21 protein-coding genes, 1 tRNA gene and 2 rRNA genes are annotated in these 26701 nt (G+C 34.6%); 12 read left to right on the top strand and 12 right to left on the bottom strand.

All coding sequences use genetic code 11. From position 1 onward, the window contains the following. Positions 1-98 precede the first annotated feature (98 nt). The 10 genes from F3D3_RS01820 to rpmH all read right to left on the bottom strand — a co-directional run bounded on the left by F3D3_RS01820 (position 99) and on the right by rpmH (position 8102). Positions 99-983, bottom strand: coding sequence for a ParB/RepB/Spo0J family partition protein (locus F3D3_RS01820; RefSeq protein ID WP_069870636.1), 885 nt, complete (start codon positions 981-983; stop codon positions 99-101). Beyond that, positions 976-1752, bottom strand: coding sequence for a ParA family protein (locus tag F3D3_RS01825; protein ID WP_069870638.1), 777 nt, complete (start codon positions 1750-1752; stop codon positions 976-978). The genes F3D3_RS01820 and F3D3_RS01825 overlap by 8 nt, the downstream gene beginning before the upstream one ends. Positions 1753-1915: 163 nt before the next feature. After that, a complete protein-coding gene (rsmG, locus tag F3D3_RS01830; RefSeq protein WP_069870640.1) occupies positions 1916-2617 on the bottom strand; it encodes a 16S rRNA (guanine(527)-N(7))-methyltransferase RsmG in 702 nt (233 codons plus the stop codon). Next, on the bottom strand, positions 2614-4500 hold the full coding sequence (mnmG, locus tag F3D3_RS01835) for a tRNA uridine-5-carboxymethylaminomethyl(34) synthesis enzyme MnmG (RefSeq protein WP_069870642.1): 1887 nt from the start codon (positions 4498-4500) through the stop codon (positions 2614-2616). Before mnmG ends, rsmG begins: the two co-directional genes overlap by 4 nt. Positions 4501-4510: 10 nt before the next feature. After that, a complete protein-coding gene (mnmE, locus tag F3D3_RS01840; RefSeq protein ID WP_139131985.1) occupies positions 4511-5884 on the bottom strand; it encodes a tRNA uridine-5-carboxymethylaminomethyl(34) synthesis GTPase MnmE in 1374 nt (457 codons plus the stop codon). 59 nt (positions 5885-5943) lie between these two features. Further along, entirely contained in the window at positions 5944-6579 is a 636-nt protein-coding gene (jag, locus tag F3D3_RS01845; RefSeq protein WP_069870646.1) for an RNA-binding cell elongation regulator Jag/EloR, read from the bottom strand. 3 nt (positions 6580-6582) lie between these two features. Further along, positions 6583-7299 carry a YidC/Oxa1 family membrane protein insertase gene (locus F3D3_RS01850; protein ID WP_069870648.1) on the bottom strand — a complete coding sequence of 239 codons (717 nt, stop codon included), beginning with the start codon at positions 7297-7299 and terminating at the stop codon, positions 6583-6585. Positions 7300-7318: 19 nt separating this feature from the next. Then, positions 7319-7528, bottom strand: coding sequence for a membrane protein insertion efficiency factor YidD (gene yidD, locus F3D3_RS01855; RefSeq protein ID WP_069870650.1), 210 nt, complete (start codon positions 7526-7528; stop codon positions 7319-7321). A gap of 1 nt (position 7529) precedes the next feature. Further along, positions 7530-7862 (bottom strand): ribonuclease P protein component, encoded by a 333-nt coding sequence (rnpA, locus tag F3D3_RS01860; RefSeq protein ID WP_069870652.1) that lies wholly within the window; start codon positions 7860-7862, stop codon positions 7530-7532. A 105-nt stretch (positions 7863-7967) separates the two neighbouring features. Further along, positions 7968-8102, bottom strand: a complete 135-nt coding sequence (rpmH, locus tag F3D3_RS01865; protein ID WP_069870654.1) for a 50S ribosomal protein L34 — start codon at positions 8100-8102, stop codon at positions 7968-7970. A gap of 617 nt (positions 8103-8719) precedes the next feature. Here rpmH and dnaA point away from each other — a divergent pair. The 6 genes from dnaA (at position 8720) to gyrA (ending at position 17243) form a co-directional block, all read left to right on the top strand. Beyond that, entirely contained in the window at positions 8720-10054 is a 1335-nt protein-coding gene (dnaA, locus tag F3D3_RS01870) for a chromosomal replication initiator protein DnaA (RefSeq protein ID WP_069870656.1), read from the top strand. A gap of 226 nt (positions 10055-10280) precedes the next feature. Further along, positions 10281-11387, top strand: a complete 1107-nt coding sequence (gene dnaN / locus F3D3_RS01875) for a DNA polymerase III subunit beta (protein ID WP_069870657.1) — start codon at positions 10281-10283, stop codon at positions 11385-11387. 10 nt (positions 11388-11397) lie between these two features. Further along, on the top strand, positions 11398-11643 hold the full coding sequence (locus tag F3D3_RS01880; RefSeq protein WP_069870659.1) for an RNA-binding S4 domain-containing protein: 246 nt from the start codon (positions 11398-11400) through the stop codon (positions 11641-11643). 10 nt (positions 11644-11653) lie between these two features. Continuing rightward, positions 11654-12760, top strand: coding sequence for a DNA replication/repair protein RecF (gene recF / locus F3D3_RS01885; protein WP_069870661.1), 1107 nt, complete (start codon positions 11654-11656; stop codon positions 12758-12760). 12 nt (positions 12761-12772) lie between these two features. Beyond that, positions 12773-14686, top strand: coding sequence for a DNA topoisomerase (ATP-hydrolyzing) subunit B (gyrB, locus tag F3D3_RS01890; protein ID WP_069870663.1), 1914 nt, complete (start codon positions 12773-12775; stop codon positions 14684-14686). A gap of 61 nt (positions 14687-14747) precedes the next feature. Beyond that, positions 14748-17243: a DNA gyrase subunit A gene (gene gyrA, locus F3D3_RS01895; protein ID WP_084388762.1), complete on the top strand. Its 2496-nt coding sequence runs from the start codon at positions 14748-14750 to the stop codon at positions 17241-17243. A 61-nt stretch (positions 17244-17304) separates the two neighbouring features. Here gyrA and F3D3_RS01900 read toward each other — a convergent pair whose 3' ends face one another. Next, positions 17305-18948, bottom strand: a complete 1644-nt coding sequence (locus tag F3D3_RS01900; protein ID WP_069870665.1) for a hypothetical protein — start codon at positions 18946-18948, stop codon at positions 17305-17307. Positions 18949-19319: 371 nt separating this feature from the next. Between F3D3_RS01900 and F3D3_RS01905 the strand changes: the two genes are divergently transcribed. Genes F3D3_RS01905 through F3D3_RS01915 form a run of 3 tightly spaced genes read left to right on the top strand, consistent with a single transcriptional unit; the run spans position 19320 to position 20890 of the window. Further along, entirely contained in the window at positions 19320-19637 is a 318-nt protein-coding gene (locus F3D3_RS01905) for an STAS domain-containing protein (RefSeq protein WP_069870667.1), read from the top strand. A gap of 22 nt (positions 19638-19659) precedes the next feature. Further along, the gene (locus F3D3_RS01910; protein ID WP_069870669.1) at positions 19660-20058 is read left to right on the top strand and encodes an ATP-binding protein; all 399 of its coding nucleotides are present in this window, start codon (positions 19660-19662) and stop codon (positions 20056-20058) included. 28 nt (positions 20059-20086) lie between these two features. Continuing rightward, complete coding sequence (locus F3D3_RS01915; protein ID WP_069870671.1) at positions 20087-20890, top strand: SigB/SigF/SigG family RNA polymerase sigma factor; 804 nt, start codon at positions 20087-20089, stop codon at positions 20888-20890. A gap of 153 nt (positions 20891-21043) precedes the next feature. Here the strand turns inward: F3D3_RS01915 and trpS are convergent, their stop codons facing one another. Beyond that, positions 21044-22030, bottom strand: a complete 987-nt coding sequence (trpS, locus tag F3D3_RS01920; RefSeq protein ID WP_069870672.1) for a tryptophan--tRNA ligase — start codon at positions 22028-22030, stop codon at positions 21044-21046. Positions 22031-22884: 854 nt separating this feature from the next. Between trpS and F3D3_RS01925 the strand changes: the two genes are divergently transcribed. The 3 genes from F3D3_RS01925 to F3D3_RS01935 all read left to right on the top strand — a co-directional run. Next, a 16S ribosomal RNA gene (locus F3D3_RS01925) occupies positions 22885-24419 on the top strand. A 159-nt stretch (positions 24420-24578) separates the two neighbouring features. After that, positions 24579-24654, top strand: a tRNA-Ala gene (locus F3D3_RS01930). 577 nt (positions 24655-25231) lie between these two features. Then, a 23S ribosomal RNA gene (locus F3D3_RS01935) occupies positions 25232-26701 on the top strand; the annotation flags it as partial.

Raw genomic sequence — 26701 nt, forward strand, 5'->3', positions numbered from 1 at the left:
GATTATTAGCTAAAGGGTTTAAATAAATATTCAATTCCATTACGTAGAACATTTCAAATAGAGATTATCCAATAAGAATTTCAATGTTTCACGTGAAACTATTTTTGATTTATTAATTCCAAAATTCTATTCAGATCATCAATGTTGTAAAAGTCTATCAGTATTTTTCCTCTTCCATTAGATTCTTTAATAGTTACCTTTGTTCCAATCGAAACCGCTAACTCTTCTTCAATGTTGATGATTTCAGGTAATTTTTTATTGGGTTTATGTGTCCGTTGCAAAGGTTGTTTATTAAAAAAAAGATCATAATGCTTTACAAGTTCCTCAGTTTTTCTGACACTTAAACCTTCTTTAACGATATATTCATAAGCAATTCTACGCTTTTTATCCGTGTCAAGGGATAACAGTGAACGCCCATGTCCATTTGTAATCGTATTATCTGCTATTCCCAGTTGAATAAATTCTTCGAGTTTTAAAAGTCTAATTGTATTCGTAATATAAGATCTACTCTTTCCAACAATTTTACTTAAACTCTCTTGTGTAATTTTAAATTCATCAATTAACTTGTGATAAGCAACAGCTTCCTCAATAGCATTTAAATCCTCACGTTGAATGTTCTCCACTAGAGATAATTGAGCAACCGTGAACTCATCAACATCCTTTATAATAGAAGGAATCTTTTTTAATCCAACCTCTTTACAAGCTCTCCACCGTCTTTCACCTGCAATGATTTCATAGTAGCTACCTTTCCTCTTAAGAACAATAGGTTGTAATAATCCCAATTCCTTTATAGAATCGCCCAATGCTATAATTTTGGAATCGTCAAAATCTTTTCTGGGTTGATCTCTGTTAGGGATAATTAGATTTATATCAATTTGATCGATCATCTCCCCATCTTCATTAATTTTTGATTTTTTCTCTACTGTAATATCGTTAGGTATTAAAGCGCCAAGCCCTCTCCCCAATCCACTCTTCTTATTCATATCTTGACTCCTCAAGTTCAATAAACTCTACAGCTAAATCCATATAGGCCTCAGATCCTTTAGATTTAGAATCATAATGCATAATAGGCAAACCAAAACTAGGTGCCTCAGCCAATCTGATATTTCTCGGTATAATAGTAGAATAAACCAACGCCTTAAAATGCTTCTTTACTTCTTCAACAACTTGAATTGATAAATTTGTTCTACCATCAAACATACTTAAGAGAACACCCTGTATTTCAATTTCAGGATTAATACTCTGCTTTATCAAATTAAAAGTATTTAAAAGTTGACTAACACCTTCAAGTGCATAATATTCACACTGAATAGGGATCACAACACTATCTACAGCTACAAGTGCATTTATCGTCAGCATCCCTAACGAAGGTGGGCAATCAATAATAAGATAATCATAAGATTCTTTTACTTCACTCAAGCATCTCTTTAATAATGTTTCTCTATTATCAAGTTCAATAATCTCTATTTCAGCACCTGCTAGGTCCACACTTCCTGGCAAAATCGATAAATTATCAAATTTAGTTTGTACGATTGCTGATTTGATTGGAACATTATTAATCAGAACCTCATAAATGGAGTATTCCACATTATACTTATCTACACCCACACCACTCGTTAAGTTTCCTTGTGGGTCATTGTCAATGAGTAATACACTACGTCCTAATTGTGCAAGACCTGCTGCCAAATTTACAGCCGTTGTTGTTTTACCAACACCACCTTTTTGATTGAATATAGCAATCGATTTTCCCATGTATTCCTCCTATTTAAGATACTATATTCATTATACTAAAAAAACATAAAATAAAAAAGAAATAAGAATCCAATATTCAAGATTGGGCTCTTATTTCTTTTAAAGCAAGCAATATAAATTTAAACTAAAATTATTAATTGTCATATTTAAATCAATTCGTTAATTAAAGGGGATTTTTTTTAGGCACGCCTGGTTTTCTAGGATATTTCTTTTCGATTTTACCTCTCTTTTGAATAATTAAAAGATCTCTTTCACCATAGCCATCTGGTAATATGACTTTTTGAACCTCTACTAATTCAGATTTCATACATTGAAATGCATTTTGTGCATCATCTAATTCCGTTTTAGTTTTAATACTCTTATAGGCGATAAAATAACCATTTATTTTTACAAAGGGCATCACAAGTTCCAGCAGCAATCTAAGCTCTGCAACCGCTCTCGAAACAGCTATATCATACCCTTCTCTGTATTGGCTATCCTGACCAAAATCCTCAGCTCTTCCATGGATAAAAGCGCAATGATCTAATTCAAGTACCTGTACCAATTGATTCAAAAAAGTAATTCTTTTATTCAATGAATCAAGTCCCGTTACTTTTATACTCGGTTCTAATATTTTAATGGGAATAGAAGGAAATCCAGCACCAATTCCAATATCAATAATAGTTTTATGAGCCACTTCAACCCCACTATTTTTAATGAGCATAGAGTCTAAAAAATGCTTGATAAATACATCTTTGCGCTCTGTAATTGCAGTTAAATTATATTTCTCATTTTCATCTATTAAGAAAGAATAGTATTTTTCGAGTTTATCATACTGTGACATTGAAAGCGCTATATTCATAGATTCAAATAAATTATTCATCATTTATTTTTTCTCCTCTGTTGCTCTAAATAGACAAGTAACACAGATATATCAGATGGCGATACACCCGATATTCTTGATGCTTGACCTATTGAATCAGGCTTTATTTTCATCAATTTTTGTCTCGCTTCTAATCTCAAACTCTCTATTTCATTATAATTAATATTATAAGATAATTTTTTTTCTTCAAGTGCTTTAAATTTTTCAATTTGTTGCATTTGTTTTTTGATATAGCCTTCATATTTGACGGAAACTTCTATTTGTTTTATAACATCTTTTGTCAGTTCATTGGGTCTCGTTTCATCAACAGCTATAAGATGCTTATAAAAAACTTCAGGTCTTCTTAAAATATCTATCAATTTAGTACCTTGTGTTACAGGACTGCTCTCAATAGACGCTAAAGCGTTGTTTAAAGACTCCATTTTTAAATTTACCGATTGAATGCGCATATATTCTTTATCAATCATCTCTAATTTCTTTTGAAATCTTAAATAGCGATCTTCTTTTACAAGTCCAATATCATAGCCTTTTTGCGTTAATCTCAAATCTGCATTATCTTGTCTTAAGACCAATCTATACTCTGCCCTTGAAGTCATCATCCTATAGGGCTCATCAGTCCCCTTAGTGACAAGATCATCTATCAGTACACCAATATAAGCTTCTGATCTATCCAGTATAAGCGGTTCTTCACCCTTGAACTTTAGCGCTGCATTAATGCCAGCAATTAACCCCTGCGCAGCAGCTTCTTCATAACCTGATGTCCCATTGAATTGACCCGCTGAAAAAAGACCCTTCACGGATTTAAGCTCTAAAGAAAGATTTAACATCAATGGATTTATGCAATCATACTCAATTGCATATGCCGGTCTCATAATTTCACATTGCGCCATACCCGGTATAGATCTCATAAAAGCTAATTGCACATCCTCTGATAAACTTGTAGACATGCCCTGAACATACATCTCATTAGTATCTCTACCTTCAGGTTCTATAAAGAGCTGATGTCTCGGTTTATCTGTAAATCTCTGTAATTTAGTTTCAATAGATGGACAATATCTTGGGCCAGTACCTTCAATGGCGCCAGTAAAAAGACCAGATTTATCCAAATTACTCAGTATAATCTCATGCGTCACATTATTTGTGTAGGTTAACCAACAAGGTAATTCATCAAGCCTTAATTCATCATTCATAAAAGAAAATAACTCATAGTCTTGATCACCCCATTGTACTTCCATTTTGTCAAAATTAAGAGACCTTTTATCCACACGAGCAGGTGTACCTGTTTTAAATCTTCTTAAGTCAAACTCATACTGATTTAAACTGTCCACTAATTCATAAGAACCTGAAAGTCCGTTTGGACCGCTTCGTAGTTCGGCATCACCTATAAAAATAGTACTTCCCAAATAAGTACCTGTAGAGAGTACCGCAACGTCACAAGTATATTTAGAACCTATGCTCGTAATAACGCCTTTGATCATATGATCTTCGATGATTAAAGAAGTCACTTCTGCCTGTTTCACATAGAGATTATTTGTGTTCTCAAGTACTTTTTTCATTTCAGTATGATACTGATGTTTATCCGCTTGGGCACGTAGTGAATGAACAGCAGGTCCTTTAGAACTATTGAGCATCTTACTTTGAACGAAAGATTTATCAATATTAAGACCCATTTCACCACCGAGTGCATCAATTTCTTTTACGAGATGTCCTTTCCCTGTGCCACCGATAGAAGGATTACAAGGCATCATCGCAATTGAATCTAAATTAATCGATAAAATCAAAGTCTTAACACCCATCCGAGCACTTGCGAGCGCAGCTTCACATCCTGCATGTCCTGCACCAATCACTATACATTCAAAATATCCTGCATCAAAAGTTCTAACCATTTTGATTCCTCTACTTTCCTAAACAAAAATTACTAAAAATCGTGTTCATTAAATCTTCCTCAACACTTTCCCCAGTGACATGCCCTAAATTTAAAATTGCATTTTTGACATCAACTTCAATAAAATCATAAGGCATTCCAGAGCGTACCGCACTTAAGGCTTCTAAAATATTCTTTTCTGCATCTTTGACCAGTTGAATATGCCGCGTATTGCTTATAATATCCGTATGATTCATATCCACTTCATTTCCAAATACCATGGTTTTGATTTCATTTTCTAAAGCTTCAATACCAAGATCGTTATGGACTGAAGCTTTTATAATCGCTTTATCCACCAACACCGCGTTAATATAGGCCATCTCTATTTTGCTTTCCAAATCCGTTTTATTGATAATCACAATGGCATGCTTGTTTTTTACAAGTTCCATGAGATCATGATCTTCCTTAGTCAACACTTCAGAAGCATCCAAAACAAAAATAATAAGGTCCGCTTCATTAAAATAATGCTTCGATTTTTGCACACCAATTTTTTCAACCACATCTTCTGTTTCTCTTATGCCAGCTGTATCAATCAATTTAATCGGTATACCCGAAATATTCATATATTCTTCAATAACATCTCTTGTGGTTCCTGGAATTTCAGTCACAATTGCCCTTGAATCCTTAAGTAAAGCATTCATCAAACTCGATTTTCCAACATTAGGTTTTCCAACGATAACTGTTTTTAAACCTTCTCTTATAATTTTACCAGACTTTGATTTCTCAATAAGCACACTCAAATGCTCTTTTAAATCAGTAAGCGTAGATTCAATCTTAGAATACGTAATTTCTTCAATATCTTCTTCAGGATAATCTATAGAAACTTCAATTTCAGCCATTAAGGCAATCAAAATATCTCGATATTTCGTAATCTTTTCAGACAGATGTCCCTTGAGCTGATGCATTGCAATATCAAATCCAATTTCAGTTTTTGCGCTGATGAGATCCATTACCGACTCAGCTTGTGCAAGATCAATTCTGCCGTTCAAAAAAGCACGTTTTGTAAATTCACCTTTATCAGCAATTCTTGCCCCTTTTGTTAAAATTAATGCAAGAATTTCTCTAAGTGGCATCAGTCCCCCATGACAATTGATCTCAACGATATCTTCCATCGTATAAGAACCGCTTGAAGGTAATTTAACAACCATCACTTCATCCATTATTTTTTCATCACTTACGATATGTCCATAATACATTTTTCTATTTTCTAAAATGCCACTAGAACTTCTAATAGGTTTAAAAATTTCAGATAATATTGGAAAGGCATCCGGACCACTTATACGCACAATACCAATAGCACCTTCTCCTATCGGTGTTGAAATAGCTGTAATTGTATCAAATAACAATTTAATCACTCCTAAATTACAAATTAAAATATAACCCAGTGGTTAACTGGGTTATTGGATTAGTTAGCTCTATTCTTTTTATAATCGTAATATATAACGACTTTTCTAAAAGGCTCATCACCCTCCGATTTTGTACTGACAAAAGGATTGTTTTGAAGTGCCGAATGAATAATACGTCTTTCATAAGGATTCATTGGTTCTAAAATAACATTCTTTCTAGATTTTTTAACCTTAAAAGCAAGTTTTCCAGCTAAATTTTCAAGTGTCTCTTTTCGCTTCATTCTATAATTTTCTGTATCCAGTACAACTCTTACATATTCATCACGATTTTTATTGACCACTAAGCTGATAAGATATTGCAAAGAATCAAGTGTTTGACCTCTTTTTCCAATTAAAATGGCCATATCCTCACCAGCCATATTAATAGAAAGATTATCATCAAATAATTCAGCACTAATACTTGCTGAAATATTCATCTCTCTTAACAAACTCGCTAAAAACGTCTGTGCTATATCAGCAGCATTGTGCTTTTTACTCACTTTAATTTTAGTTTCCTTAGCACCAAAACCTAAAAAGCCTTTAGAACCTTCTTCAATAATTTCGTATTCAACTTCATCTCGGCTGGCATCAAGTTCAATTAATGCTAGTCTTAGTGCTTCTTCAACACTCTTACCATATTTTTCGACAAATTTCATGTACTATGCATCCCCCTTAACTTGTCTATTCATAATATATTGTTGACCAATTTGGAATAAATTACCAATCGTCCAATATAAAATCAGACCAGCGGACAAATTTTTACCCCAAAATAGAATCATTACTGGGAAAATGGTTTGCATTACTTTCATTTGAGTATTTGCAGCACCATTTGCAGCAGGTGCAGTGCTCATTGTTGCCATTTGAAAATAAGTTAATGCTGCCGAAGTTATAGGTAAAAGTCCTGGTAATGCAATTAACCAATCCGGACCATTTGGCACAATATTTCCAATTAAATCAGGCAACGCTAAATTTGGAACCCATAAAAATGCATCTTGTGTTGCACTGATCAGCAATTCTGGGTTTCCGGCAAAAACATACAACTCCGGTTGTCTTAAAGCAGTAAAAAGACCAATAATAACTGGAAACTGAATTAAGATCGGCAAACAACCACTTAATGGATTATAATTATGTTCTTTATAAAGTTCCATTGTAAGTTGTTGTATTTTTTCTTGATTGCCTTTGTATTTCTCTTGAATTTCTTTTATCTTAGGTTGAATTGCTGCCATTTCCTTCGAAGATTTTAACTGCTTGATCGTAAGTGGCAACAAAATCAATTTTGTTATCAATGTAAATATGATGATTGCAATACCATAATCTTGTACTAAATTAAAAATTAACCCCAATAAGTAACCAAAAATTTGCGCAAATATCGTCAATGAATTCTCCTCCTATTTACTATTCTAATGGATCATACCCACCTGGATGAAAAGGATGACATTTTGAAATTCTTTTCACACTAAGGAAGCCACCCTTAATTGCCCCATATTTTTCTATTGCCTCAACTGAATATTGAGAACAAGTAGGAAGAAATCTACAATTACTACCTAATAGAGGGGATATAAACTTTTGATATAATTTTATCATAAATATCATAACATATTTCATTTTAATCACGCTTACTAATCATTTTATTTAATAAAAATTTCATAGATTTTTCAATTTTAGCATAATCTGCATCATTTGATCTCACACGTGCTATAAAAACTATATCATAATTGCCATTACTCAGATAATTCAAACGAAACGCTTCTCTGATCAATCTCTTTATTCTATTGCGTCTAACACTGTTCCCAACTTTTTTACTTACCGATAAACCTACACGTGTAAATCCGAGTTTGTTAGGTAGAATATACATCACCAAATACTTATCTGCAAAAGATTTTCCTCTTTTATATACCTTACTGAACTCTGAAGGTTTCTTCAAACTTTCATAAGTCATAAGACCTCCAACTTAAATCCTATAAACGAGCGACACTCGCTTTTCTAAACTAAAAGTGAAAATTACATTGCAAAAAAAGACCACTGACTGCGGTCTTTTCATCCATTAAGCAGATAATTTTTTTCTACCTTTTCTTCTTCTTGATTTAAGAATATTTCTACCTGAGCTTGATTTCATTCTCTTTCTAAATCCATGCTCAACTTTTCTTTGTCTCTTCTTAGGTTGAAAAGTTTGCTTCATTATCAGACACCTCCTTAATTGTGAACAAATTATATATGTTAACAAATTTTCTACACAAGTCCGCTAAAATATTATAACTTGAAGGGCTTCACCTGTCAAGTTATAACATCAAGTAATTCATATTATACCGGATGAAACCGTTTTCTACTATATATAGTAATGCATGCTGAAGCAATAAACTTATGTGGTATATTCTAAAAAATGTTGTGGAGAAAAAAATAGACTTATCCACAATATATTTTGCAAAATTATTTTTAGAATTCATCAAAAAGATATCCACATGTTTAAAATCATAAATAAATTAATATTTTTTGTGGATAAGTTTGAAAAAAGCCTTAATCTTTGGTAAAATAATTTGTACTAACAATTTACCGTTTTCTTTGAGATGAAGTTGTGGATAAGTATGATATGTTGATTATTTATCGATTTTTTTTTGACTTTTTGCATATTCCACTGTTGATACTGTTGATAAACTAGGCTATTTTCTGTTGATAAGTCTATTTTGATCGTATTTATCCACAATTTTATACATTAGAAATTCGTAATGCCACTTTTTAAACTATCAACAATATTAACATTTATTTGTGGATAACTATCAGCAATTAGGAGGATAACACATGGATAATTACTTGCAGACCATTTGGGATCAAGCCAGGGAAATTATGAGAAATGAATTAATGACCGTTAGTTTCAATACTTGGATTGAAACAATCGATCCAGTCACCATCGAGGGCAGTACGATTATATTGCAAACTTTAAGTGTTTTAAATAGAAGTGTTTTAGAAACAAGATACAATGATTTGATTAAAAATACAATCAAACATGTGACGAATCAAGATTTTGTTGTAAAATACATCATTCCTGAAGAAAATACACTTGATAAGAATAAAGCTGCAATGGCACAAGAAGTCAACGATATCTTAGAGTCTACAAATTTAAATCCAAGATATGTTTTTAATGAATTTGTCGTTGGCAACAGCAATCGATTTGCACACGCTGCATCTCTTGCAGTTGCAGAATCTCCAGCAAGAGCTTATAACCCACTTTTTATATATGGAGGCGTTGGTCTTGGTAAAACACATTTAATGCATGCCATTGGACACTACATTCTGTCCCAAAATAAAAATGCCAAAATCTACTATGTCTCAAGTGAAAAATTTACAAATGAACTCATCAATTCTATTAAAGATGATAAGAATGAAGAATTCAGAAATAAATACAGAACTGTTGATGTTCTACTCGTGGATGATATTCAATTTATTGCAGGTAAGGAACGTACTCAAGAAGAGTTTTTCCATACATTTAACGCACTTTATGAAGATAATAAGCAAATCATCGTTTCATCTGATAGACCCCCTAAAGAAATTCCCACACTTGAAGATCGATTGAGATCGCGTTTTGAATGGGGTTTAATATCAGATATTCAAGCACCAGATTTTGAAACGAGAATCGCTATATTGAGGAAAAAATCTGAAAGAGATCGCGCAGATGTTCCAAATGAAGTCTTTGAATTTATTGCTTCCAAAATAAAATCTAATATTAGAGAACTTGAAGGTGCTTTAAACAGAGTTGTTGCATATTCCACACTTACAAAGAGAGAAGTTGACATTTCACTTGCCAATGAAGCACTTAAAGATCTAATTGCTTCCTCTAAAGCCAGAAAAATTGATGTTGATTTGATTAAAGCGACTGTGGCTGAATACTTTAATATGAAGATAGATGATTTTGAATCCAAAAAAAGAACACGCCAAATTGCATACCCTAGACAAATAGCGATGTACATTTCAAGAGAACTTACGGATCTTTCATTACCAAAGATTGGTGAAGAGTTTGGTGGTCGTGATCATACAACCGTTATTCATGCTTGCGAAAAAATAAACAACGATATGAGCAATGATTTTGACTTAAAACATCGAATAGAGGGCATTATTAAAGAAATTAAAGGGGATTGATACCCCTGTGTACATGTGTATAACTTTTTTGTGCATAACTTATTTTTTTTTCGCTTTTATGCACAGTGGACAACTTAGCCAGTTTACCTCTTTTTATACACAGGCTAACCAGAGTGATTTTGGCTCTATTGCATGTCTAGAAGTGGTTTTCCACAAATCAACAGCCCCTATTACTATTACTAGTAAAATAATTATCTAATTTATATTTATAAAAGGAGGATCACCCATGAAATTTTCATGTAATCAGCAAGAATTATCAACAGCTATTAATTTAGTTTCAAAAGCTGTTTCTAGCAAGACAACTTTACCTATATTATCTGGTATCTTTTTTGAAACTGTAGGTGATCAATTAAGAATAATTGGAAACGATTTAAATCTAAGCATAGAAACATTTATGAATGTAACGGTTTATGAAGAGGGGAATATTGTAATTCCATCTAGACTACTAACTGAACTTATTAAAAAATTACCGAATAATACAATCGAAATTGAAGTAAGTGACAATAATGTGATCGCTATTAATTGTCTAGAGTCTAGTTTTAAAATAGTGGGTCTTCCTGGTAATGAGTATCCCGAACTCCCTAACATTGAAGATCAAAATTCTTTTGAAATTGATAAGGAACTTTTTTCAAATATGATCAAACAAACCAGTTTTGCTATTTCTCAAGATGAATCCAGACCGATACTTACAGGTGCTCTTCTTGAAATTGAAAACGGCAAATTTAATATGGTGGCATTAGATGGATTTAGAATGGCCATTAAACGCGCTAACATAAAAACAAATTTAAGCAACAAAGCAGTTGTACCCGGTAGAACTTTAAACGAAATCAATAAAATTATGATGCAGGTGGAATCCAAGGGTGATCTTAAAATTTCATTTGACGATAAACAAGTTTTATTTACTTTTGAATCCTTGAAAGTGTATTCAAGATTACTTGCAGGTGAATTTATTAATTACACTCAAATACTACCAAGTGATTTTAAATCGGTCGCTAAAGTGAATACAAATGAATTTTTAACATGTATTGATCGTTCTTTCCTAATGGCTAGAGAAAATAAAAATGTAGCCATCAAATTAGAAATAAAAGATGATCTTATTAAAATATCTTCTAGTTCTGAAATGGGAAGTTCTATGGAAAAACTCAATGTAGAACTAGAAGGTAATGATCTTGAAATTGGTTTTAATCCCAAATACCTCATTGATGCGCTCAAAGTAATCGATAGTGAAGAAATTTATTTGGAACTTATTAACAATGTAAGTCCATGTATTATTAGACCTATAGATCATGAAAGTTATACGTATTTAGTATTACCTTGTAGAATATCTAGATAAGGGTGGTCAAATGAAAAAAATAGAGATCAAAACGGATTTTATTAAACTAGATCAATTGCTTAAATATGCAGCTATTGTAGACTCAGGCGGTGTTTCTAAATTGTTAATTCAAGAAGGTTTTGTAAAAGTGAATGGTGAAGTCTGTATGATGCGCGGTAAAAAGATTCATGATCAAGATGAAGTAGAAGTGATTATACCTGATGAAATGGGTCACCCTCAGGAAAAATTTATATTAAAGGTCTTTAAAAACAAGTAGAGGTGCGCTATTGAAAATTAAGTCTATTGCGCTTAAAAATTTCAGAAACTATAATTATGTTAAATTAGGTTTTGATGAACATCTCAATATTATTGTGGGTGATAATGCTCAAGGCAAGACAAATTTACTGGAGGCATTATATGTATGTGGGTTTGGCAAGTCTTTTAGAACTTCTAAAGATTCTGATCTTGTCAATTTTAACGAAGAGATTACTTCTGTAAAAATTGAGATAGAACATGAAAATGGCTATGAAGAGGTCATTGAATACAGAATTAATCACAAAAACAAAAAAGAATTTTTAGTCAATGGTGTTAACATCACTAAAATTTCGGATTTGCTAGGAACGATTAATTTGGTCCTTTTTTATCCAGACGATTTAAAACTCATAAAAGATAGCCCAAGTGAGCGCAGAAAATTCATCAATAGAGAGCTTTCACATATCAGTAAAATTTACTGCCTTGATATCATCGAGTACAATCGAATTCTAATACAAAGAAATGAATTGCTAAAGAAAATATTTTATAAACCGGCCTATAAAGAGACTTTAGATATTTGGGATGAGCAATTAGCAGCTAAAGGGTCTAAGATCATTATGAAAAGAATGCATTTCATAGAAAGTCTTGGCGAGATCAGCAGAGAAATTCATAGTAATATAACAAATCATAGTGAAAATTTATCAATTAATTATATTACATCTGTTAAGAACCTAACAAATTATGATACAATAAAGGATGACTTAATAGCGGGATTTAAAAAAAATCAAGAGAGTGATATCAAAAGAGGTTTTACTTCTATTGGACCTCATCGAGATGACATAGATATAAAAATAAATGATATCAATATCAAATCTTTTGGTTCTCAAGGGCAACAGAGAACTGCGGCATTATCATTAAAGCTTTCAGAAATTGAAATTATCAAAAAGGAAGTGGGTGAGTATCCTATTTTACTACTTGATGATGTCATGAGTGAGCTCGATTATAAACGTCAAAAAGATCTCATATATACTTTAAAAAATGTTCAAACGATCATCACAACAACAGATGTAAAAAATCTATTAGATGATTATATAAATGCTTCTAAATTAATAAAAGTGAAAAATGGAAGTATTAAATGCTAGTAGGAGGTAGAAATGTCAAATCAAGAGTACAATGCTGATCAGATACAGGTACTTGAAGGACTCGAAGCGGTAAGAAAACGTCCAGGAATGTATATTGGATCTACAAGTTTAAGAGGTCTTCACCACTTGGTATATGAAATCATTGATAACAGTATTGATGAAGCTTTGGCGGGGTATTGTAATAAAATAAGTGTGTCAATAGAGCCTGATAATATCATTACTGTGGAAGATGATGGTAGAGGAATGCCTATAGATATGCATCACAAAATGGGTATACCTGCTGTGGAAGTTATTCATACGATTTTACATGCCGGTGGTAAATTTGGCGGTGGTGGATACAAGGTTTCAGGGGGGCTTCACGGTGTTGGTGCATCTGTTGTAAATGCACTTTCTGAATGGTTTCACGTTGAAGTAAAAAGAAATGGTCAAATCTACAAAATTGGCTTTGAAAGAGGTCACACAAACGAAAAACTTCATGTGATTGGTGAACTTGAAAACGATTCAATTACCGGGACGAAAACTTCTTTTAAAGCAGATTATCTCATATTTGAGGAAATAGATTATGACTTTACAGTACTTGAATCCAGAATAAGAGAATTGGCATTTTTAAATAAGGGTATAGAAATTTCAATTTCAGACAAGCGCGTTGGAAAAGAAAAAGTTTCTAAATTTTTCTATGAAGGCGGTATTAAGGAATTTGTTTCTTACTTGAACGTCAACAGAAATCCTATTCATGAAGATATCATATATGCTGAACAGACAAGTGAGGGTAGCACTGTTGAAATTGCAATGCAATATACAGATGGTTACTCAGAAAATCTGTTTACATTTGCCAATAATATCAGTACGCATGAAGGTGGTACGCATTTAGTTGGTTTTAAATCAGCGCTCACACGCGTTATAAACGATTATGGTAGACGTAAGGGTATCATTAAAGAAAAAGATGAAAATCTCACTGGAGAAGACGTTAGAGAGGGATTAACGGCTATTATTTCGGTTAAGATGGAGAATCCTCAATTTGAAGGACAAACTAAAACAAAACTCGGTAATAGTGAAATAAGAGGTATTGTAGAATCCATTTGTTCTGAAATGATTCAAGTTTTTCTGGAAGAGAATCCATCTCAAGCAAAAGTGGTTATAGATAAGTGTTTAACTTCTGCTAAGGCAAGAGAAGCGGCTAGAAAAGCGAGAGAACTAACCCGAAGAAAAGGGGCCCTCGATGGTCTCACTTTACCAGGTAAACTTGCGGATTGTTCAGAAAGAGATCCTTCTAAATGTGAAATTTACCTAGTGGAAGGGGACTCTGCAGGAGGCTCTGCAAAACTGGGAAGAGATCGTTCTATACAAGCGATCTTACCCCTTAGAGGTAAGATCATGAATGTTGAAAAATCTAACTTTTCCAGAATATTCAACTCAGCTGAAATCAGAGCGATGATCACAGCCTTTGGATGCGGCATAGGAGAAGATTTTGATATCGAAAAATTACGCTATGATAAAATATTTATTATGACGGATGCCGATGTCGATGGTGCACATATTAGAACCCTTATTTTGACATTCTTCTTTAGATTCATGAGACCATTAATTGAACAAGGACATGTTTACATTGCAATGCCACCACTTTTCAAGGTTAAGAAGAGTAAGAGTATTTATTATGTTTATTCAGATAAAGAACTTAATAAACTATTAAGTGAAATTGGTAGAACAGGAATTAGTATGCAAAGATATAAAGGTCTTGGTGAAATGAATGCTGAACAACTTTGGTCCACGACAATGGATCCATCAGTCAGAACCATTATGAATGTCAATATAGATGATGCAGTAGAAGCAGACTTAATATTCTCGACTTTGATGGGTGAAAAAGTAGAACCAAGAAGAGATTTTATCGAAGCAAATGCACGTTATGTTACGAATCTAGATGTCTAGGAGGAAATAGAAGTTGAGTGATTTTAAAAATGATGACGTCAATGATGAAATCAATGAAAGTATAAATGAATCTGAGACGATTATTCAAGTAGACATCATGGATGAAATGAAGAAATCGTATATGGATTACGCAATGAGTGTCATTGTCAGTAGAGCATTACCAGATGCAAGAGATGGTTTAAAACCTGTTCATAGACGTATTTTATATGCGATGAACGAAATTAATTTTACGCATGATAAACCACATCGTAAATCTGCGCGTATCGTTGGAGAAGTTATTGGTAAATACCATCCACATGGTGATTCATCGATTTATGGTGCTATGGTAAGATTTGCACAAGATTTTTCCATGAGATATCTACTTGTTGATGGTCAAGGTAACTTTGGTTCTATCGATGGCGATGGTGCAGCTGCCATGCGTTATACAGAAGCAAGAATGACACGTCTTTCTGGAGAACTTTTAAGAGATATAGAAAAAAATACAGTTGATTTTATGCCAAACTTTGATGAGACAGAAACACAACCGGTGGTATTACCGAGTCGTTTTCCTAATCTTCTTGTAAATGGTTCAAATGGTATCGCCGTTGGTATGGCCACTTCTATTCCACCCCATAATTTAGGTGAAGTTATAGATGCGGTTGTAAAAATGATGGATGATCCTGAAACAGATGTCTATGATCTTATGGAATGTGTTAAAGGACCTGATTTTCCAACCGGCGCTGAAATTATGGGTATTGAGGGCATTAAACGTGCATACAGAACGGGCAGAGGCAGAGTTATTCTCAGGTCAAAAGCTGAAATAGAAGAGATGAAAAATGGTAAGACACGTATAATTGTTTCAGAAATTCCTTATCAAGTTAATAAATCTAAAATGATTGAGGGGATTGCCGAACTTGTAAAATCCAAAAGACTTGAAGGCATTACGGATTTAAGAGATGAAAGTAATCGAAATGGTATTCGTGTCGTCATTGAACTTCGTCGAGATGTAAATGCTAATATCATGCTCAATCAGCTTTATAAAAATTCACAGCTTCAAGTTTCTTACAGTATTATTTTACTTGCGCTTGTGGGCGGCGAACCTAAAGTTATGAACTTAAGGGAAATAATTTCCGTTTATATTGATCACCAAATTGAAGTTGAAACAAGAAGAGTTGTTTTTGATCTTCAGAAGGCAAGAGATCGTGCTCATATCCTTGAAGGCCTTAGAACAGCCATTGATAACATTGATGAAGTCATTAGAATCATCAGATCTGCTTACAATGATGCTGAACAAAAATTGATGGAGCGCTTCAATCTATCAGAAATTCAATCGAAAACAATTGTAGACATGAGATTGAGAAGACTACAGGGACTTGAACGTGAAAAAATTGAAAATGAATATACTGAAATATTAAAAACAATTGATTATTTAATATCCTTATTAAATGACAAAGAATTGCTTTTAAGCATTATCAAAGAAGATTTATTGCGTATTAAAAAACAATATAACGATGAAAGAAGAACCGATATCAGCATTAATCCAGATGAAATTGATTACGAGGATCTCATTGAAGAAGATGAAGTCATTATCACTTTAACACACGCCGGTTATATCAAACGTGTTTCTACTGGGGAGTACGTTTCTCAAAAAAGAGGTGGTAGGGGTAAAACTGGATTGTCTACGAGAGAAGAGGATTTTGTCAAAGATATCTTTACAACTTCAACTCATGATTATTTATTGTTTTTTACTAATTTTGGTAAAGTTTACAGAATGAAAGCTTATAGAATTCCTGATGGTTCAAGAATTTCTAAAGGAACAGCCATTGTAAACTTATTACCACTTGAACCGGAAGAACGTGTTAATGCCATTGTGCCAATTAAAGATTTTGACAATGGTTATTTGACATTGTGTACAAAGCAAGGTGTCATAAAGAAAACGACGCTTGATCAATTTGATACATCTCGTAAAACGGGTTTGATTGCCATTAACCTCAACGAGGATGATCAGCTTATTTCTGTTAAACGTACAGATGGTAACAATGAAATGATCGTGATAACTGCCAAAGGAAAATCGATTAGATTTAGTGAAAATGATGTACGTCCGATGGGTAGAACTGCCACAGGTGTAAGAGCTATTAAACTTGCAAGCTATGATCATGTTATTGAAATGGATATTGTTACAGAAAATGGGAAAATGTTAATTGTTTCTGAAAATGGCTACGGTAAAAGAACACCACTGACAGAATATAGACAACAAACCAGAGGTGGAAAAGGCATTATCACTTATAACATTAATAGCAAGACGGGTAGTGTTATTGGCGCTAAAGTTGTTGAAGATTCAGATGATTTGATGATTATCAATGATAACGGTGTGCTCATTCGAATTAAAGTAGATGAAATTTCAGTAACGGGTAGAATTACATCCGGTGTTCGTCTGATGAAAGTTAATGATGAAACGAACTTAGTTTCAATTGCTTTAATAAAAGATGTTGATTCAGAGGATATTGCTTCTGAAGGATCAGAAAAGACATTGATAGAAAATACTTTAGGCGAAATTACTGAGACTGAAGAAGAATAGAATAAAATTAAAGAGCCAATCTCAAGTGAATTTTCAATTACTTGAAATTGGCTCTCTTTAATTACATATACATGACAGCATAGGTTGTGATGTAAAACAGATATTGGATCATTTCAAATACAAAGAAAAAGAAAAAGGCTGTAATGAAATGTGTTTGAGGTTTATTCTTAAGAAAAAGATGAATACATAATAAACTTATTCCAGTTGTAAAAATAAAAGTCAAACTCGATAAGAAAACTGAACTTAGATGGAATGGTGGCGTTCCCATTGAAGTATTTGAAAACAATAGTAAATCAAAATTTGAAAAAACATAATAAATTTTTACAAGCAAATAAGCCAATATAGCAGAATACAACATTTTAATAGGATTTCTTTCAACCCAATTCATTTTAATAATTGCGATTGGAATGACTACAAAAATGACTGGAAATAGTAATCCAATGATGACCATCCAAGAGGTCATAAGCGATGCTGGAATATAAGTCAAAGCACCAAAAAAGATATTTTGATAATCCGTTAGCGCTAATTTTGTACTTTGTTTAATGATGTTTGGTTCATTACTAGAAATATAAAGGACATTTTGGCCATGATCAATTTCATTTGTAATGAGATAATCCAATTTATCAACGGTAATAAATTTAAAGTTTGGCGCATAATTTTGAGACTTTGTTAAAATTTTAAAAGGCAATTGTTCAATTTCTTGACCTTTAGTAATGGGTCTTAAAAAAACATTTGTATATGTTTTAAACTGAGATCCTATTTCTAATTTACCAATAAAACTTTTGTCATTATAAGCAATGTAAACTTGATCATTGTAGCTTACAAATTGGGTATTCGGATCATAACTCATATTTGAAGAATCAACACTTTCTATAATATCTAATGTGTTTTTATCTACAATTAGATTCGTTTCAAAATTTTGTCCATATTTTGTATTTTTCAAAATCATACAATTGTAAAGGTGATCCTCTTTAATAAATAAATCTGTATCCAATGAAATAGTGCCTGAGATTGCATTTACTTTCTGCATATTCTCTTTATAAAAGAGCTCATCATGATTGATATCATAACGGTATAAGCTGAAATAGTAACCGCCTAAATTGTATTCAAGTAAATTGATAAAGAGTTTATTTTGATCCAATTGAAAATCAAATTGCTCGACTTTTGAATTCTCGCTTACAAAATTCAAATTTGTACCATTAAAAAAGTAAAAAGTATCATCAACATAAACAACCGCATTTTTTCCATCTAGCTTGACACTTTCAAAATGATTTGTGATTTCAGCTTGAGCATTTAATGTAAAATCACTTAGGTTAAAATTATATTGATTAAGTGTAGTCTCTGTTGCAATTAAAACAGTTAAGACATTTAAATTGATCTCAGTACTTATTTTTTTTACGTTGGTATTCAAATCATAAGTAAAAGATTTTTGTATTTCACCAGATAAATTTAGAATATTAAAATGCAACTTTTGCTTATCACTAAAAGTTAATAGAAGTTGATGGTCATAATCGACAACATCAAAAATGTCATCGTAATAGTTCTGAGTTTGGTCAGTAACATCGGATTGATATAATGTTATGTATTTTGACCAGTTTTCACTTGGTAATGTAACAAAATCAGCATAGAGTACAGATGATAAAAGTAATAATGCAATAAAAACACTCATAAACAATGCAAACTTCCAATTATACAGTTTTTTCATAAAGCGCCCCCTTTAAATGTGCAAAAAATGTTGTTATGTCATTATCTCTTTAATAATCAAAAATGTGAATATAAAAAGAATCAAAAAGATATTAACAAATATTAATAAATCAGATAAAATAGGAAATATCATAGAATCAGGTCAATAGAAATCATTTATTAGATCCATTGAGTGTTTACTCTAAATTAGTTTACAGTCTCCTGTTGCAGGAGAGTCAAATTAATTAGAAATAATTTTATTATAACGTAAAATTATTTTATATTCTAATTTTATATACGAAATACTTTAAAATCAAATGATGGTTTAAAATCAGAAATATAGTATAATAGAAATAGAGTTTATAATGATGAGCGATACAAGGGGGTTATTAGATGTCTTTAAGATTAAATACAAGTTTTAGTGATGAAAATAGTAGTTGGGAAGTCGAATTGATTGGAGAAGTGGATATTAACTCTAAATCAATGCTTAAAGAAGAATTAGTTCAACTCAATGAAAAGAGACAAGCAGATTTTATTTTTAAGTGTGAAAACCTAGATTACATTGATAGTACGGGATTAGGAGTTTTGATTAGTTTTTACAAAAATGTCAAAATGGGCAATAAATCTGTATATTTTGAAAAACTTAAGCCTAGCATATTTAAAATATTTTCGTTGACTGGCTTAGATAAGATTTTTTCTATTCGTCAATAAAAAGAAAAGGTGGATAAGTCGTATGAATGATACTGTAAATTTGTCTTTACCAAGTAAACCAGAGTATGTAAGTGTTGCACGTTTGACAGCGTCTTTTGTAGCAAATAAAATGGGATTTGATATAGAGGCTATTGAAGATATCAAATTAGCTGTTGGTGAAGCTTGTAATAATGCGGTTTTGCATTCTGGATCTAAAGATACTTATAATTTAGAGTTTAGACAAAATAATGAAACGCTATCTATTGAAATTAAAGATTTTGGAAATGGTTTTGATTTCAATAATTATCATGAGCCAATGTTAGAAGATCCACAAGAAAGTGGACTAGGACTTTTTATTATTAAAGCACTAATGGATGAAGTTAAAATTGATACAGAAGAAGGATTAGGAACTAAAATAATAATGAGTAAAATAGTGGAGTGATTTACTATTTGATTAGGGGCTGATGTTCATGAATAAAAAGCATATTATGAAGGAAAATGACTCTGCTTTAAAAAAGGATTTAAAAAGCATAGGGACTAAAGATCTGTTTGTTCTATATAGGGATGATAGGGACTTAGCAATAAGAAACGAACTCATAAAGCGTCATATGTATATCACTGAAATTTTGGCCAAAAAATATATCAATAAGGGTATTGAATATGAAGATATTTATCAAGTGGCTTCTCTGGGATTAATTTATGCAATAGAGCGATTTGATGTTGATAAGGGGTTTGAATTTTCTAGTTTTGCAACGCCGACAATCATTGGTGAAATTAAGAAATATTTTAGAGATAAAGGATGGTCTGTTAGAGTCCCTAGAAGAATCCAAGAATTATCTAAAAAGATTAACATGGCTAAAGCAAAATTACAACAGGATTTACAACGTATTCCTAAAGTCAGTGATATTGCAGTATACTTAAATGTATCCGAAGAGGAAGTTATTGAAGCTATGGAAGCTTCCCAAGTTTATACACCAAAATCGCTTGATGTGACTTATGATGCATCCGGAGATGATAAGGACATTCAACTTCAAGATATTATTGGTAGAGACGACAAGACTTTCGACACAATTGAAAATAAAGATTTTATAAATATGTGTTTGAAAAAATTAAATGAGGTCGAAATAAAAATTGTCAACGATCGATTTTTTGAAAATAAGACACAAATACAAGTAGCAGATGAATTAAATGTGTCCCAGATGACAGTATCTAGAATGGAAAAGAAAATTATTAAAAAATTTAGGAAAGAGCTTTCTAAATTGAATGAAATTTAGAAAATCGTAATAAAAAGCAAAATTGGGTAGAGGGTTGCTCAATTTTGGACATTCTAACGCTTAATTCATAAAAAAAACGGTCCAATTATCTTTTGATGATAGTTGAACCGTTTTTTTTATAAAAATGGAGTTTCAAAAACCATAATAGGTAAATTAAAAAGTTACAAAGCCAACTTGTTTTTTTACACGATCTAGGACTACCGTAGAGAGTTCAGTTGCACGGTCTCTGCCTTGCTTTAAGACGTCATAAACATCACCACTATCAATAATTTTTTGAAAGTCGGTTTGGACTTTATCAAGCTCACCTTGAACCACGTCTACCAAATCTTTTTTGAGTGAACCATAACCTTGACCTTCATACTTGGCAACAATTGCAGGAATGGATTCACCTGAAAATTGTGAATATATAGTCAAAAGATTGCTTACACCCGGTTTATGGATAAGATCGTATTGGATATTTGCTTCACTGTCTGTAGTAGATTTCATAATCGTTTTCTTAATTTTGCTTGGCGTTTCAAGTAGTGTAATCTTTGAATGTTCATTTGGATTACTTTTGCTCATTTTTTGTGTAGGATCATCAAAAGCCATGATGCGAGCACCATCTTCAACTTTAGCGATAATAGGTTCTGGTACTACAAAAGTATCTCCAAATCTATTGTTGAATCTAATAGCAATATCTCTCGTGAGTTCGAGGTGTTGCTTTTGGTCATTACCCACAGGCACATAATTGGTATCATATAGTAAAATATCAGAAGCCATTAACAAAGGATAAGTAAAGAGCCCTGTAGTAACGGCTTTTTTACCTTCGGATTTATCTTTAAATTGTGTCATACGATTCAATTCGCCCATGTAAGAGAAACAATTTAGAATCCAAGCCAACTCAGCATGTGCTGAGACTTGTGATTGAATAAATAGGGTTACTTTTTTAGGGTCTAAGCCAATTGCTAAATAAAGTGCAGCTAATTCAATGGTACTTTTTTTGAGCTGTTCTGGATCTTGTGGAACTGTAATTGAATGTAAATCAACAACGCAATACAGGCAATCCTTGTCATCTTGTTGTTTAACGAAGTTCTTCATTGTTATATAATTACCCAAATGAATTTGTCCTGTAGGCTGTACACCCGAAAATACTCTTTTCATCTTATGCCTCCTGATGAGTATGATTGATTTCAAAGCGTATACTCAGTCCGCTTCGCTACCTTCGTAACCCTTGCACAATCCTATCTCCTCAAGGGTTATATAAATCAAATAACATCTCTAATAATTTAATATTAGGATTATTATAATATTATTAAAAAGAAGCGTCAAGGCATTAGAAAAAGAGTAGTAAGCAACTTCTTTATAAAATTCTCGTTCAAAAAAGAATATTCTATATTATAAGAAATAGGATAGCTTCTATTATTTAATGGAGAGTAAGAGTGCATAGAATATTCAGGGCTATAACATAGATTATTCAGATATATATATGAAACAAAAATTTAAGTCTAAGAAAACAGATGAAAGTATTAGAATTTTCTGATTCATTACAGATAGTTAATGGTGAAAAAACATCAAAAAGGTGTTGACTCTGACCAGTATATTTAGTATTATGAATAAGTTGCCTCACAGCGAAGCAACAAACACAAAAGAGCTTCAAAAAAAAAGAATAAAAAAAGTGTTGACTTAGCACAGACGAGCTGATATACTGAATAAGCTGTCGTGTGAAACGACAACACACAGGACCTTGAAAATTGAATAGCGCAAATGAATTAAAACACGCAATTCTTTGAGCTTATGGAAACTACTAAGAGCAATCTTGGCAGAAGAAATTGCTTAATAGAAACAAAGTGATAAAGTCAAAATGGAAGCTTAGGTGGAAGTGGAGACAAACGGAAAAACAAAAGCCAAATAGACCTTTGGGTCGAAAATGGAAGTTAGCTCATTTATGAGTCCGGTTTACGTTTGCTAACAAACGTTAGATTGGATTTGTTTAACGAAGTTAAACAAAAAGGATTATAATTAAGAGTTTGATCCTGGCTCAGGATGAACGCTGGCGGCGTGCCTAACACATGCAAGTCGAGCGAGAATTAAGGGAGTGGAGACTTCGGTCAAAGCAAGCTTAAGGAAAGCGGCGGACGGGTGAGTAACGCGTGGGTAACCTGCCTCATACAAAGGGATAGCCACTGGAAACGGTGATTAATACCCTATAAGACTACGAGATCGCATGATCTAGTAGCCAAAGATTTATCGGTATGAGATGGACCCGCGTCTGATTAGCTAGTTGGTGAGGTAATGGCTCACCAAGGCGACGATCAGTAGCCGACCTGAGAGGGTGATCGGCCACACTGGAACTGAGACACGGTCCAGACTCCTACGGGAGGCAGCAGTGGGGAATATTGCACAATGGGCGCAAGCCTGATGCAGCAACGCCGTGTGAGTGATGAAGGTCTTCGGATTGTAAAACTCTGTCCTAGGGGAAGAAAAAAATGACGGTACCCTAGGAGGAAGCCCCGGCTAACTACGTGCCAGCAGCCGCGGTAATACGTAGGGGGCAAGCGTTATCCGGAATCACTGGGCGTAAAGGGTGCGTAGGCGGCCTAACAAGTCAGAGGTGAAAGGCATTGGCTCAACCAATGTAAGCCTTTGAAACTGTTGGGCTTGAGTGCAGGAGAGGTAAGTGGAATTCCTAGTGTAGAGGTGAAATTCGTAGATATTAGGAGGAACACCAGTGGCGAAGGCGACTTACTGGACTGTAACTGACGCTGAGGCACGAAAGCGTGGGGAGCGAACAGGATTAGATACCCTGGTAGTCCACGCCGTAAACGATGAATACTAGGTGTCGGGGGTCAAACCTCGGTGCCGCAGCTAACGCAATAAGTATTCCGCCTGGGGAGTACGCACGCAAGTGTGAAACTCAAAGGAATTGACGGGGACCCGCACAAGCAGCGGAGCATGTGGTTTAATTCGAAGCAACGCGAAGAACCTTACCAGGTCTTGACATCCTCCTGAATACACCCTAGCCGGTGTAGGCCTTCGGGACAGGAGAGACAGGTGGTGCATGGTTGTCGTCAGCTCGTGTCGTGAGATGTTGGGTTAAGTCCCGCAACGAGCGCAACCCTTATGTTTAGTTGTTAACAGGTCAAGCTGAACCCTCTAGACAGACTGCCGAGGATAACTCGGAGGAAGGCGGGGATGACGTCAAATCATCATGCCCCTTATGATCTGGGCTACACACGTGCTACAATGGCTGGTACAACGGGCAGCGAAAGAGCGATCTGGAGCGAATCCTAAAAAGCCAGTCCCAGTTCGGATTGCAGGCTGAAACTCGCCTACATGAAGTTGGAGTTGCTAGTAATCGCGGATCAGAATGCCGCGGTGAATGCGTTCCCGGGTCTTGTACACACCGCCCGTCACACCATGGAAGTTGGGGGCGCCCGAAGCCAGTGGTCCAACCCTTTTAGGGAGGAAGCTGTCGAAGGTGAAATCAATGACTGGGGTGAAGTCGTAACAAGGTAGCCGTATCGGAAGGTGCGGCTGGATCACCTCCTTTCTAAGGAGAATTAGACGTTTGCGCTATTCAATTTTGAGGGTCTTGCAATTTTCTGTTTGTCAGAAAAAAGTGATGTGGCATTTAGCAAAAAATGCTAGAATTAAGTCTTTAGACTATAGTTCAACACAAAACGCTGTAAGAAACTCAAACCAAAACACTGGGGGTTTAGCTCAGTTGGGAGAGCACCTGCCTTGCACGCAGGGGGTCAAGAGTTCAAGTCTCTTAATCTCCACCAGTTGCTTTTATTTTTTAAAAGCAAGCAAAGTGAATTTAATAAAGTAGATTCGAGCAATCGAATATCAAAGTCTTACACGACAGTAACAACATCGGCGTTAAGGCTTAAAAAAACACTTTGGTTCACAAAGTTGTAGAGATGAAGTTCCTCGTTTTCTAGCGAAAACTACGTCACTACAAAGTGCATTACAAAATGTTTCAAAGTAACCTCATCATTTTCTATGAAAATGATTCGTTACAAGAAGTTGCGATTACATCGCAAGGGAAGCTAGCGCTTCTCAAACAATGCATCAATATTAACAAACCGTAGAGATGAAGTTCCTCGTTTTCTAACGAAAACTACGTCACTACAAAGTGATGACTTCGTCATTAAGAGGCTAACGCCTCACAAATTTTGATTTCATCAAAACTTGCACTTTGAAAATTGCATATAAACGAGAAACCGACGAGTTTCAACGAAAGTTGGAATTCAAAAAACGTATAAAACGTGTCAGATCGTTTTATACAAAACATATTTAGTATGGCCCTCGCTTATGCGAACATATTAAATGTGCGACTAAACTTGTAAAAAAGTCAATGGTCAAGTTACTAAGAGCATAGGGTGAATGCCTTGGTACCAGGAGCCGAAGAAGGACGTGGTAAGCTGCGAAAAGTTACGGGAAGCTGCAAGCAAGCATTGATCCGTAAATGTCCGAATGGGGAAACCCGGCTGGAGTAATGTCCAGTCATCCATAACTGAATAAATAGGTTATAGGAAGGGAACTCGGGGAACTGAAACATCTAAGTACCCGAAGGAAGAGAAAACAATAGTGATTTCCTAAGTAGCGGCGAGCGAACGGGAAAGAGCCCAAACCTAAGTCTACGGACGAGGGGGTGTGGACAGTCGATAAAGGTAGCCTGAATTTTAGCAGAATCGTTTGGGAAAACGAGCCGAAGAGTGTGAGAGCCACGTAAGCGAAAAGAGGAAGGCGTCGAGACTGATCCGGAGTACCACGGAGCACGTGAAACTTTGTGGGAAGCAGGCAGGACCATCTGCCAAGGCTAAATACTACCTGGTGACCGATAGTGAATAGTACCGTGAGGGAAAGGTGAAAAGAACCCCGGAAGGGGAGTGAAAAAGAACCTGAAACCCTATGTTTACAAGCAATGGAAGTTCGTTAAAGAACGACCATGTACTTTTTGTAGAACGGGCCAACGAGTTACGTTATGCAGCAAGGTTAAGTGCTTAAGGTACGGAGCCGTAGCGAAAGCGAGTCTGAAAAGGGCGAAATAGTTGTGTGGCGTAGACCCGAAACCAGGTGACCTATCCATGTGCAGGTTGAAGCTGAAGTAAAATTCAGTGGAGGACCGAACCCATATCTGTTGAAAAAGGTTGGGATGACATGTGGATAGCGGAGAAATTCCAATCGAACCTGGAGATAGCTGGTTCTCCTCGAAATAGCTTTAGGGCTAGCCTTGAGATAGAGAGATACGGGGGTAGAGCACTGACTGTCCTAGGGGCCTTCACCGGCTACCGAAGACTATCAAACTCCGAATACCGATATCTTATGCTCAGGAGTCAGACTGTGTGTGATAAGATTCATAGTCAAAAGGGAAACAGCCCAGACCATCAGCTAAGGTCCCAAAATGTAAGTTAAGTGGAAAAGGATGTGGAATTGCACAGACAACTAGGATGTTGGCTTAGAAGCAGCCATACATTTAAAGAGTGCGTAATAGCTCACTAGTCGAGTGATTCTGCGCCGAAAATTACCGGGGCTAAAACTTACTACCGAAGCTATGGAATTATACTAWGTATAATTGGTAGAGGAGCATTGTGTGAGGGGTGAAGTAGGATCGTAAGGACCTATGGACATCACACAAGAGAGAATGTTGGCATGAGTAACGAGAGACGGGTGAGAATCCCGTCCGCCGAAAACCCAAGGTTTCCTGAGGAAGGTTCGTCCGCTCAGGGTAAGTCAGGGCCTAAGCCGAGGACGAAAGTCGTAGGCGATGGACAACAGGTAAAGATTCCTGTACCACCGAGAACCGTTTGAGAGAGGGAATGACAC

The sequence above is a fragment of the Fusibacter sp. 3D3 genome, assembly GCF_001748365.1.
Taxonomy (GTDB): Bacteria; Bacillota; Clostridia; order Peptostreptococcales; family Acidaminobacteraceae; genus Fusibacter_A.